Source organism: Nocardia sp. NPDC049149, from assembly GCF_043197455.1.
Taxonomy (GTDB): domain Bacteria; phylum Actinomycetota; class Actinomycetes; order Mycobacteriales; family Mycobacteriaceae; genus Nocardia.
In genome coordinates this window covers 38,245-50,312 of record NZ_JBICTD010000018.1, presented here as the reverse complement: position 1 = coordinate 50,312, position 12,068 = coordinate 38,245, and the positions used below count along the sequence as shown (strand labels likewise).

Annotated in this window: 10 protein-coding genes; 5 read left to right on the top strand and 5 right to left on the bottom strand. The window is 63.1% G+C overall.

All coding sequences use genetic code 11. The features are described 5' to 3' along the window. The first annotated feature begins 38 nt into the window (after positions 1 to 38). Positions 39 to 2,561, top strand: a complete 2,523-nt coding sequence (locus ACGFNJ_RS42400) for a LuxR C-terminal-related transcriptional regulator (protein WP_393462022.1) — start codon at positions 39 to 41, stop codon at positions 2,559 to 2,561. 208 nt (positions 2,562 to 2,769) lie between these two features. Here ACGFNJ_RS42400 and ACGFNJ_RS42395 read toward each other — a convergent pair whose 3' ends face one another. The 4 genes from ACGFNJ_RS42395 to ACGFNJ_RS42380 all read right to left on the bottom strand — a co-directional run bounded on the left by ACGFNJ_RS42395 (position 2,770) and on the right by ACGFNJ_RS42380 (position 6,811). Then, entirely contained in the window at positions 2,770 to 3,354 is a 585-nt protein-coding gene (locus ACGFNJ_RS42395) for a dihydrofolate reductase family protein (protein WP_393462020.1), read from the bottom strand. 222 nt (positions 3,355 to 3,576) lie between these two features. Continuing rightward, on the bottom strand, positions 3,577 to 4,308 hold the full coding sequence (locus ACGFNJ_RS42390) for an SDR family oxidoreductase (RefSeq protein WP_393462018.1): 732 nt from the start codon (positions 4,306 to 4,308) through the stop codon (positions 3,577 to 3,579). A gap of 117 nt (positions 4,309 to 4,425) precedes the next feature. Further along, complete coding sequence (locus ACGFNJ_RS42385; RefSeq protein WP_393462016.1) at positions 4,426 to 5,685, bottom strand: cytochrome P450; 1,260 nt, start codon at positions 5,683 to 5,685, stop codon at positions 4,426 to 4,428. Between the two features lie 97 nt (positions 5,686 to 5,782). Next, entirely contained in the window at positions 5,783 to 6,811 is a 1,029-nt protein-coding gene (locus ACGFNJ_RS42380) for a phosphotransferase (protein ID WP_393462110.1), read from the bottom strand. A 480-nt stretch (positions 6,812 to 7,291) separates the two neighbouring features. Here ACGFNJ_RS42380 and ACGFNJ_RS42375 point away from each other — a divergent pair, with 480 nt between their 5' ends. After that, entirely contained in the window at positions 7,292 to 7,711 is a 420-nt protein-coding gene (locus ACGFNJ_RS42375) for a TIGR03618 family F420-dependent PPOX class oxidoreductase (RefSeq protein ID WP_393462014.1), read from the top strand. 82 nt (positions 7,712 to 7,793) lie between these two features. On the opposite strand, the gene ACGFNJ_RS42370 is transcribed toward ACGFNJ_RS42375, so the two are convergent. Continuing rightward, the gene (locus tag ACGFNJ_RS42370) at positions 7,794 to 8,369 is read right to left on the bottom strand and encodes a suppressor of fused domain protein (protein ID WP_393462012.1); all 576 of its coding nucleotides are present in this window, start codon (positions 8,367 to 8,369) and stop codon (positions 7,794 to 7,796) included. Positions 8,370 to 8,490: 121 nt separating this feature from the next. Between ACGFNJ_RS42370 and ACGFNJ_RS42365 the strand changes: the two genes are divergently transcribed. From ACGFNJ_RS42365 to ACGFNJ_RS42355, 3 genes are all read left to right on the top strand, one after another. Next, entirely contained in the window at positions 8,491 to 9,402 is a 912-nt protein-coding gene (locus ACGFNJ_RS42365; protein WP_393462010.1) for a hypothetical protein, read from the top strand. Positions 9,403 to 9,446: 44 nt separating this feature from the next. Beyond that, positions 9,447 to 10,751, top strand: a complete 1,305-nt coding sequence (locus ACGFNJ_RS42360; RefSeq protein WP_393462008.1) for a cytochrome P450 — start codon at positions 9,447 to 9,449, stop codon at positions 10,749 to 10,751. Between the two features lie 401 nt (positions 10,752 to 11,152). Then, a complete protein-coding gene (locus ACGFNJ_RS42355) occupies positions 11,153 to 11,404 on the top strand; it encodes a lipopolysaccharide assembly LapA domain-containing protein (protein WP_393462006.1) in 252 nt (83 codons plus the stop codon). Positions 11,405 to 12,068: the final 664 nt, after the last annotated feature.

The window sequence follows — 12,068 nt, the reverse complement described above, 5'->3', positions numbered from 1 at the left end:
TGTCAGGCCAACGTCAACCCGTAAGAGGTTCACTTCCCATGGCAACCAGCGATTTCGTCGGACGTGAGCGCGAGCTGGAAAAAATCGCCACACTATTTTTGTCGTCGACACGGCTGATAACTCTCGTCGGGTCCGGCGGCATCGGCAAGACCCGCCTGGCGACCGAGGCTGCCCGCCGCTACAACAAAGTCCGGACTGTACCGATCCATTGGGTGCGCCTGGCCCGCCTTCCCGCTGGATCGGGCACAACGGCGATCGAAGATGAACTCGCCCGCTCGATAATCGATATCGACTTCTCCAATAGATCGAGCTGGGACGCCTTGATTGATACGTTCTCCAGAAACGACAGCTCGAGCCGCAACCCGCAAAAGATCCTCGTCATGGACAGCTGCGAGCACATCCTGGCCAGCGCCGGACAGGTGATCGGTGACTTGCTGGAAGCAGTACCGGGGCTGACGGTACTGGCCACCAGCCGGGAAGCCATCGGCTGGGTCGACGAGCAGTTGATACCTGTCCCAGCACTGTCACAGGCACAAGCACTGACCTTGTTCCGCGCCCGCGCGGAGTTGGCCGGTCAGTCGATCTCAGGTGATGACAACGCCTTGGCCGAGTCGATCTGCCGACACCTGCACAACCATCCTCTCTTCATCCGGCTCGCCGCGGCCCGATTGCGGCGCCAACCGCTGCCGATGATCCTGCGCGATCTCAGCGGCACCGACGGCGACCGGCGGCTGAGTTGGTCGCACGGTCCGCAAGTCGGCGCCGATCAAAGGCATTGGGGCATCCACGATGTCATCGCGTGGTCATTCGACTTGTGCCAGGACAACGAACGACTGCTCTTCGAACGGATGTCTGTCTTCGCGGCCGGCTACGACAGCAGCCACGACAACAACCAGAGGTCTGGGCGTGAGGTAGGCGCCGAGCTCGAAGCAATCGAGGCGGTCTGCGCGGATGCCGGCAACGGCGGCATCACGAACGCGGAGATCGAGGGGTTGCTCGAGCGCCTGGTCGACCGATCGTTGGTCACGGCGCACATAACACCGGACACGATCCGATATTCCCTGCTGGAAAGCATGCGCGTCTTCGCCCAACTGCGACTGCGTGAACGCTCCGGAGGCGCGGAGGCGGAGCGGTTGTCCCGGCAACACCGTCGCTACTACCGCGACAAGGTCGTTCGCGCCCAAGCCGAGTGGTTCAGTCCAGCTGAACACGAAATACTGGACTGGGCTCGCGCAGCGTGGGACAACCTGCTCATTGCCATGGACAGCAGCCTCACGACGCCAAGCGAATCCATCATCGGACTCGAGATCGCCGCAGGGTTGATCGCTTTGCGGTTGCCGTTCTTCCTGGGTTCCCTGCGGGAGTCCCGTCGCTGGGCGACACGCGCGTTGGAAGCCACTCGAAGCCTCGACCCACAGCCAGTCGAACTGCAAACCACCGCGCTTGCGTTGACCGCGTGGGTCACCATGTGTCAGGGCATGCACGACGACGCCGCACGCATGCTCGACGAATGCATCGCCACGTGCTGCGGGGATACCGCTGTCCACGCGACTTGGCGTGACGATCCCACCACAGACCTAGGACTGCCGGCACCTGTCGACTTCGCATGGGGCACCGAGTTGCTCTTCGCGAGCGATCCGCGGTCGGTGCTGGTCCTCGCGCGCGCACGCAAGCGCTTTCTCGGAGCGGGAGATCGCGGAAGCGCAGCAATGAGTGAATTGTTCCAGGCACTCGCGGCCGGGTTGCTCGGCACAGCGGAACAAGCAGTCGATATCGCCCGAGGCTATCTGGACCGCGCCACTCGATCCGGCGCTGGATGGGCCCAGTCGTGGGCCGCATTGGCCTGGGTGATCACGCTGACCAAGCATGGTGACCCGCGGGAGGCAGTGGCGCTGGGGCGCACCACGCTGACGAATCAACTATCGATGGGAGACCGGTGGGGAGCCGTCTGGGCCGTCCATATCCGGGCATGGACGTTGGCACGGTTGGTCGCCGATACACGCACCAAACACGGCAATCAGCCCAACTCGGTGCTCAAGTCAGCCACCGAAATCGCGACCCTCATCGGAGGCGCCCGAACAATGCGGCAACAGATGGGCGTGGACATCACCAACCTCGGACCGTTCGCGACCGAAACCGACAAAGCGATCGCGATTGCGCGAGATGTGCTCGGAGAGAAGGCTTTCGACATAGCAGACCGTGAAGGCTCACTGCTTCGACCCGAACTCGATGAGGTTGCGCGACTGGCGCTGGGCACCCTTTCGGTGCACAAGCTCGAGCGCGACCACCCGGCGCGCCAAACACAACCTTCCCTGTGGAACGAGTTGTCGACAGCTGAACTCGAAGTGGCGATCCTCGCCGCTGGGGGCTGGACCAATGCCGAGATCGCAGCGAGCCGCGGCAGCTCGTTCAAAACGGTCGATGCCCAGATCGCCTCGATATTCAGCAAACTGCTGATCAACTCCCGAGTCGACATTGCCACCTTCGCGCCCGCCGACACACAGAACCTGGTCGCTCAAGCGGCCGCCCGCCGGCCGCGCAGGCAAAAGCATCGACAGTGACGTGTCCCAGCCCTGGCTGCGGCACATCGACACCGACAACCATTGGCAGACAAGCTGTTCCACGGCGGACAGACGATCTGGCCGTGTCGGCGTCACCGGACGGTTCGCACCGATGGTTGCCGAGCTCGCCGGACAGCCACCCATGCGACGGTATCGGCGGCCGGATTCGATCCGGCCGCCGATACCTCCTCTGCACCCCGTCGCTTTGTCAGTGGGCGAGTTGGTATCGGATGAGGGTATTGGCGGAGCCGGGGAAGGTACGGGTTTCGACGGGGTGCAGGCCTTCGACACGGGTCGTGAAGAGTGGGGTGCCGTCGGTGAGCGGAGTGGCGCCGACCATGAGGTGGAGTTCGTCGACCAGGCCGGTGGAGATGAGGGCGTTCCAGAGGACTCGACTAGCGAAAATTACTATGTCGCCACCGGTTTCGGACTTCAACGCCTCGAGGGTTGCGTCGGCTTCGGCCCGAGGAACGATGCGAGTGTTGGTCGCCCACGGGTGGTCGGCCGACGGTAGTTCAGCATGGTCGGAGATGACCACCTTGTCGATTGCGTTGTAGCGCTTGGCGAAATCCTGGTTGGTGGCCGACGCGGACGCGTCGGTGGCGACGTGCGGCCAGAAGGATTGGAAGAGTGCGTAGGAGTTGCCGCCGAGAACTACCGTGTCGGCGGAGCTGATGCGTTCGAGGTTGTAGCCGTCGAAGGCGGCGTCCATCGGCAACGCCATGACGTTGCCGCCGGGGCCCTCGTAGTAGCCGTCGATGGACATGATGTTGGTGACGATGATTTTGCGCATGCGCTGGGTCCTTTCAGTGTTCATTGGCCTGTCCGTCACGGGTTCGACCACCCCGCTTCAAGGTCAACGACTTCGCGTTCAGCTTGACCGAATAGGTGATGCCGAGCCATCGGTTGCGCATATACAACAGGCCATCCTGCTGAGCGCACAAACCATTCACGCAGGACGAGTCACCCCCGATAGCGGAGATTTTTGCAGGACCCGGGACTGCATGAATGATTCTCAGCAGACGCCTCCGGCGGCGACGATGTTCTGCCCAGTCACCCACCGTGCACGCTCGCCGACGAGAAACGCGATCACCTCGGCGACGTCCTCCGGTTGGCCGACTCGTTTGAACGCGGACATTCCTGCGGCTACCTCCCGATCCCGGTCCGGCAGCAGATCAGTGTCGGTGAATCCGGGCGAGACGGCGTTGACGGTGATCTGACGCTCGCCGAGCTCGCGGGACAGCACCCGGACGAATTGCTCAATCGCGCCCTTACTGCCGAGGTACAACGACAACTGGTCGAACAACAGCCGAGTGCCGCTGGTCGAGGTGACCACGATCCGACCACCATCCGGCAGCCGTCGGGCGGCCTCCTGCAAACAGAAGAACACGCCTTTGGTGTTCGCGTCGAAGATCCGGTCGTAGTCCGCCTCGGTGCAGTCGACAAGGGGCTTGATCAGTGCGTCAGCCGCGTTGGCCACCACGATGTCCAAGGTGCCGAAGGCCGCTTCGCCCTCGTCGAACAGCCTGGTGACCTCAGCCGGTCTGGACAGGTCGGCGCCGACCGCGATCGCCTTGCCCCCACCGCCGACGATCTTGTCGACCACTGCCTTGGCCAGCCCATCATTGGTCCGGTAGCCGATCACCACCGCCGCACCTTGCGCAGCGAGCTCGAGCGCGGTCGCACGACCGATCCCGCGAGACGCCCCCGTCACCAAGGCCACTTTGTCCGCTAGGGAAGTTGACACTGAATTCTCCTGACGACACCGAATATCAACACCCCGATCACTCCGCCCCGAGGCCGACGAATTTGTGACCAGCTTGACCGAATAGATGCTTCCGAACCATCAGGTGCGCCTATACATTCACCGTTCGAAGCCCACAGCCAGCGGGTCCGTCGGGGGAAAGACGACCGGAAGGGCTGTCAATGCGCGATGGAACGGACCCGGCCGCCAGGTCGGCGCGCCAGCGGCCGGATCCAGCCGCACGTCCGGCAAGGCGTCCAGCAATTGGTCTATTGCGTCCTGGGCGATCAAGTAGGCCAATGACTGCGCCGGGCACGCATGCTGTCCCGCTCCCCAAGCCAAATGCGAGCGATTCCCCGACAGATCGCCACCTCGCGTTGCCGGATCGGTGTTGCAGGCCGCCATGCTGATGACAACCGGCTGATGGGCGGGCAGCCAGACTTGATCAATGAGGATCGGATGACGTGGATAGGTGATCAGGAGATTCGCCAGCGGTGGGTCGTTGAACAACAGTTCGTCGAGCGCGTCGCGAGTGCTCAACGCGCCGCCAACGACGCTGCCGCCGAAACGCTCGTCGGTGAGGATCAGCAGCAAGGTGTTCACGATCAAGTTCAGCAGGAATTCGATTCCCGTGCCGAAGATCTGGGCGACGTGCTGGGCTACCTCTTCCGCGGTCAATCCGGCGGGATGCTGCAGCAGCATGGACGTGATGTCGTCGTGTGGGTGCTCCTGCTTCAGCGTCACCAACTGTGCGAGCGTCGCACTCAGTAGCTTGTTGCCGGCTTCGGCGGCGGCGCCGACGCCCTCGACGATCGAGGCGACCGCGGCTGCCAGATTGTGGCCGATCTCCGGTGAGCAACCGAGCAGTGAATTCGTCACCTGGAAAACCAGTGGAAATACGTACTGGCGGATGAGTTCTGCCGAACCGTCCCGGCAGAAGCCGTCGATGAGCGGGAGGGCGATCGCTTCCACGGTGTCGTGGAACGCGTACAAATCGACGGCCTGAATGCTGTCGGTGGTCGGTGGCCGGTAGCGCAAGAAGTCCAGCCCGGTGCTTCTACTCGCGACAGGTCGCCACTCGAGCATCGGACGGATCGGACAGTCGGAAGGGATGTCCCGCTGCCACATTCGGGGATCGGCGGGAAAGCGATCAGGATCGTTGAGGATCTGTAGCGCGGTCCGGTAGCCGAGCACAAGCGTGGCCGGGACACCCGGCGCAAGCTCAACCGGAGCCATGGACCCGTACTTGCTGCGCAATGCTTGATAGACGCGATGTGGATCAGCGGCGAATTCGGGGGCATACAGACGTACGGGCGGTTCGCCTGTATCCGTCAGCGAACCCGAGACGGTCAGGTCGGACGGAGACAGCGGCGTATTCAAGTGGCGGGCTCCCTGTTGTCGAATGCGGCGCAGGGGGTTTACCACTGATCCGGTGTCTTCAGCACGACACTGTTCCCACCATCGGGACGACGATGCGTCACACGCCCAACGCGCCGAGCGAATCGAGGTCATCCAACGCAGTCGTTATCCGCCGCATCAGCGTCAAACATGTTTCGACAGACTGCATTTCGGGTTGGTAAGCGGCTCTGCCGATGGTGAAGGCCCACGCGGCGTAGGCAAACATCGACTGCTGACGATAGGCCAGCCACGCATCGGGGAACGACGGCACAACTCCCCCAGCGCGTCCGAGTTCGTCGAGATACACCTCGAGCAGCGCACGGTCCCATGCGCGCCGGTCTTCAGGCTCACACCCGGAGTTGACGGTATATGCGAAATCGTGGGCCCAACCACCCCGCATGACAACCTGCCAGTCAGCCAGCCCCATCCGGCCATCGCTCGTGACATAGGTCTGCCCGATGTGCGGATCACCGTGCAGCAACGTCGGCGCCATGTCGTTGGTTGCGATGTCCAGTGCACGCTCGACACCGAGCCACAACCGTTCACCCGCGCCATGCAGCGCCGCAGGCACGACTGCCTCGGCGCGTTTCAAACCGACCACACTGCGTGTCTTCATGTCGATCGCCGAGCGGACCGCGATCAGCATCTCGTTCGGCGTATGCAGTGCCGCAATCGATGGATGCTCCCAGAACGTGCCGTGCAGCCGCGCAAGATTGCGCACCAGATCCTCTGCCTGCCCGCGAGTGATGGGAACACTCGGCTCGATGAACTCGGCGCCGCGAGTCACGGCCACGTTCTCCATGAGTGCAATGGATCGCCACGATCCGGGATCGAAGGCACCCCAATACCCCTTCGGCGCCTCCATCTCTACCAGAGGACGAAAGGTCATGAAGAAGGTGGTTTCTCCATCGATCACCCGTGCCCCGCCGAGCAACATGCGCTGACGCAAGGAGGTGCTGGTCTTCGCGAACAGCTCGCGGGGCAACCCCGCCTGCTCGCCCGCCTCGTTGTACTCGACTCGAAGCGCCACCCGCGTGGAGGTGCCATGGCTGCCATCGAAGACTTCGAACGAACGCACCTCCGCACCGGCAGTGTCGCGGCACAGCACGGCCGTCAACCACTCGGAAGTGATCGTCGCACCGGAGATGGGGACATCGTCGACCGTCCGCGCCTTCGGCCGAATCACCTTCTCTTGCAACACATGTCCACCGACCGCCAGAAACCTACCAAGCAACCAGAGCTTGGGATGCATACACTTGCCTCGATTCCAGTACCGAGCCGCTACCAGTCGCCGCACCCGATCCGAGCTCTGACCATGCAGTGCAACAACACCTTTGACTGATCGCAGAACCAAGAACCCACTGCCAGAGGCGACTCCGACTCTGCGACCATCAACAAATAGTCGAGTATGCGATACCGACTTCTCAGCCACGGGAAACGCTTCAGGCTGCGCGCCTGGACAGCAGGCCAGCGTAGCCACAGCTCAATGACTTCGGTGCGGACGACAACGCCGATGACTACCGCGAAATACTTCTGCCTTGCGGATGGTTTGCCGGTATGACGTGTGTCACCGACCGGAAGGATTTCCATGGCGAAGATGACCAGCGACGAACGTGAGGCGTTTCTTGCCGACCTACACGTGGGGGTGATCGCGATCGAACGGGCGGATCGCGCGCCGCTCGCGGTGCCGATCTGGTACGGGTACGAGCCGGGTGGCGAGGTGCTGATCTGGACCGAGACCGGATCGGTCAAGGAAAAGCTGATCCGCGCTGCGGGACGTTTCTCGCTGACCGTGCAGGTGGAGCAGCCGCCGTACAAGTACGTCACCGTCGAGGGCACGGTGACCGGCATCGAGCAGGCCACCGCGGACGTCGTGACAGCCATCGCCGTCCGATACCTGGGCGAGGCCGAGGGTAAAGCCTTCACCGATCAGAACCTCACCCCGACCTCGCTGCTCGTGCGCCTGCGCCCCGAGCGCTGGTTGAGCACCGACTACTCCAAGGAGTAGCGACCACTCGCTCGTAGCGGTCGACAGCGGCCGCTACGAGCACTCATCGGACCGCCGATCGACAGCGGAAATGCGCGCCAGTTCAGAGAGCGGATTCGCGATGCACATTCAGTAGGTTGGTGCGGGCCTCGCGCCAGATATCGTAAAGCTCCTCCGCGTCGGCGGCTTCGACGAATTCCGCCTCCGCCCTCGTCACGGGGATCAGGGTGATCACCTGTAGTACGGGGTCGCCGTCCGCGTCGCGCTGGAGGTCGAACGTAGCGCCGAAGTACGGACTCGGCGACGCGAGCAGCCCGCAGATGTCCGTCCCAGCCAGCAATGGTCGATCGCTGAGTACGACCTGGTCGTAGTCGAGTCCGCGGCCACTCGCCACGGCCTGCGACGCTGTCGTATCCACCAGGTACCGCGCGTGGTGGCTCTGGTCATCCTGTAGCGAGCAGCTGAATTCCTCGGGCAGCAGAGAGGTGATTCGGTGCAACCGCACACCGTCCGTGACCACCGACCACACACCCGGATCGGCCAGGTGCGCGGCGAGGAGCGTGTAGCCGTAATCGCCCACGGCGGGCCGCGATTCCGCGATCGGAGTGATGGCGCCGAGATTGGCTTCGAGGTGATCCAGGAAGGCAGCGCGCTGCCCGAGCGATCGCGGCTCATTCATGCGTCGAACACCTTGTCCGCTATGACCACCCGCCAAGGGTAACGCTCCTTCCGTTACACCTCTAGGTACATGACATGTCCATCGGCGGTGGGAGCACCTTAGGCGGCACCTCCAGCTACCGATGCGCGTGCACTGCCTAGACGCCGAAGCTCGTCTTGGTGCAGGCAACGGAGCCCGACATTACCGATCGCGGTGGCGTGCCGCAGTCCGATCCCGGCAGCGAACGATCGAGAGCAAGATGGAATATAAAGAACAAGCAACGAAGCTTGTCGAGTCCTTATTCGAAATTCCGGAAATTCGTGCCGAAATAGCTCATCTCCAGCGCAGGCATTCGATCACCCGGCAGCAGATCGTCGAGGCCTGGCTCTTCTACGATCTCGCCATCATGAACTATTCGAATGAATCGTATTCGTCGACGACACTTCGAATGGCGATGCATCTGCACAATTACGTGCCAGGAAACTGGCACGACCGGCGACAGGATGTCGTGCTCGGCTTCCTCGAACGGTTAGCGCCAACTGCCGTGTGCGACATCGGCTTCGGTACGCCGCAACGCTATGTACAACACCTCCTTGCCGCGCGTACCACGGAGATCGCCCTGTGCGAATTCGAGTACGCAAGCTTGGAGTTCGCGATGTCGGTGCTGGAGCACTGGCGGCCGGACTGGAGTAGTTCGGTCAAGCTCATCGAGCACAACATGGACCGCGATGCACTGCCGTCAGGCTATCCGGTCTACATCTTTCAGGATTCGATAGAGCACGCGTTACAGCCGACTGAGACTTTACGCGGATACGTGGACAGTGCGGCGGCGGACACGCATTTCATCTTCTCACTTCCCATCGAGGTAGCCGATCCTATACCAGGGCACCACATTTCCTGGTCCGAGGAGTCGGCGGCGATCGATTGGCTCAGCGCGGCCGGGCTGACCGTGCTCGACAAGGAAGTGATCCAGTTTCGCCGGGACCTCGACCTCCACGCGCACGCATTGCACCCGGACACCAGGCAGCTGGCAATACTCGCCGTGAAGAAGTAGCAGCCGGAAGTCGAAGTTCGACGCCGAATCGAGAAGAGCACGTTGTGAATGCCCTGAGCATTGCCTGCCATTTGGCACGAGATCCGCTGGCAGGCTTGACCGAGTTGTCCGCTCGCGGTGCGGTAGTCCCGATCGGGCTCCGTCCTTGGCAGGCGTTCGTGGTCTGCGATCCAGAGTTGACCAGACGAGTACTCGTCGACGACCGGACCTACGACAAGGGCGGCGCGCTCGCCGCGCGCGCCAGAATGGTGGCAGGCAACGGCCTGGTTACCTGCAGTCACGCGGACCACCGTGGGCAGCGGCGGCAGTTGAACCCCGCGTTCAGCCGCGAACTGGTGTCCGGTTACGCCGACGTGGTGGCCGAGCAGGTCGCGGCGGTGACGCGCACGTGGCGGCATGGCGAGACAGTCGACGCGGTAGCCGTCATGCACACCCTCACAGCTCGAATCACTTGCGCGACAATGTTCGCCACCGAACTTCCCGCCGACCAGCTCGCTCAGATCACTCGCGATCTCGATGTCTTCATGTCGGGTACCTATCGGCGCATCCTCGTCCCGCGCCTACTGGACAGTCTCCCGACACCGGGACAGCGCCGCTACCACCGGGCCATGGCACGTCTGCGCGCTCTCGGCACCGGAAGCGTCCTCGCTGCCGACCGCAGCACCATCCACGCTGTTTTGACCGAGGTCCGCGACGAGAACGGCGTGGCGCTGTCGCCGACGGAACTCAGCGACCAGGTGGTGACCTTGTTCATCGCCGCGGTCGACACCACTGCGGTCGCGCTGGCGTGGGCAATCCATCTGCTGGCGAGCCATCCGGATATCGCCGAGCGGGTCGGCCGCGAGTCCGATACGGTCCTCGCCGATCATGCGGCGACCGCCGCCGATCTACCGGCTTTGGAACTGACCCGACGCGTCGTCGTCGAAACATTGCGGCTGTATCCCCCGCTCTGGTTCCTCACCCGGGTGGCAACAACCGATACCGAGCTCGGCGGACACCGTATTCGGGCAGGCAGCACTGTTGTGTGCAGTCCATACCTCATTCATCATCGCGGCGACCTTCATGCCGCTCCCGAACGTTTCGACCCCGATCGGCACCTTGCCCAACCACCGCGAGACGCGCTGGTCCCGTTCGGCGCAGGCGCCCGCCGGTGCATCGGTGACCAGCTCGCCACCGCTGAGGCGACCCTCGCACTGGCCACGCTCGCGAGGCGATGGCGCTTCGAACAGGTCACCGAAGAACAAGTCCGGATCGCGCCCCGGTTCGTACTCGCGCCGCGGCGACTCCGAGTGCGCCTCGTGGCGCGGCGACCCCAAACCGTAAGCAGCGAAACATCTTATGTTGCCTGAAGTGACCCACACGTTCGGTGACGTGTTGCGCCGCAAGCGATCCCCGCAGCTGTGATAGGTCACTCCGTCCTCGGCCAGGTCGAACGTCGCGACGGTGTGCAGAGCCCTTTTCGTTCGGGTGGCAGCGACCGAATGATCCGGGATGGTTCAGCTTCGATAAGTGGGCTACTCCCTTAGAGCGGAAGCCCGCATGACGACAACACATGACGCCCGAAAGTTCGCTGGCGTCGCAAACCGAGGAGACCATCGTGGAGCCTGCCGAGCAGGGTAAGCCGTCTGCACACCGAGGACACCACGACGACCCGCGCACACCGCCGCCCCAACCACCGACGATCCAACCACCGCCGCCCCGACCACCGACGCCGACCGGGGTCTCCCGGACCAGAGCAGGCAGCATCTGGGTGAGCCTGGCGGCTGGCGGTGCATTCCTTGTGGTGCTCTTGATTTTCGTAGTTCAGAACACGACCAGCGTTCGGTTCGGCTTCCTGGGATGGCATTTCGCCCTGCCGGTCGGGGTCGCGATCCTGATCGCCGCCGTCGCTGGTCTACTGGTCATGGCTGTGGCCGGCGGAATCCGAATCGTCCAGCTCCGCCAGGCGTTCAATAAGCTGGCCCGATCCCGCAAAAGCAGCGCGGCAAGGCCGTTGCGCTGACCAGCACAGATCAAGAATCGAACGACTCGCTGCGAGCCAATGTCTCGTATGCGGACGCTAGGCACGGACAGTTCATCGGGGAGCAGTAGGCATGCCGAGGGTGATACACAACGTCCTCGGCAGCGGCCACCGTGAACGGCGATTCGGGAGCGCTGTGCCAATCAGGCGTCCAAAGCCTGTCGCTCCCTGGCCGCCGGAAAACGTTGTGTACCTGGCGTCGATCTGCACCGGGATCGTCTCTCAACCTGTTCCGGCCGCCGGTGACGAACAGGCAGAGGCCGACTAGTAGTGCGAAGACCGCCACTGCCGCGATGGCAACGAATACTGACAACGAACTCACTGTCGGCATGCTAGGCGCGGTTCGACGCCTTCTCAGCCATGGCAACCGACCGGTCTCTACTGTTTTGCCACCGACTCCTCGCCTCGGTGTCCGACCCGCGATACATCAGCCAGGCACCCAGGCGCGACCGCCAAGGCACCGGCAGGCGGCCAGTATCGGGTTTTCAAGTACCGGTGCGATGGGAACCTAGAGGGTGACACACGAGCGCATACCCTGGCGCCGGGCTCACGGGCGCACCCCCTATTACCCCCTACCCCTAGCCACGCATCTCAGCTCGCGGCGGCATCGGCTGATCTCGGGCGAGTCGAGCCGACCACGCCCGAC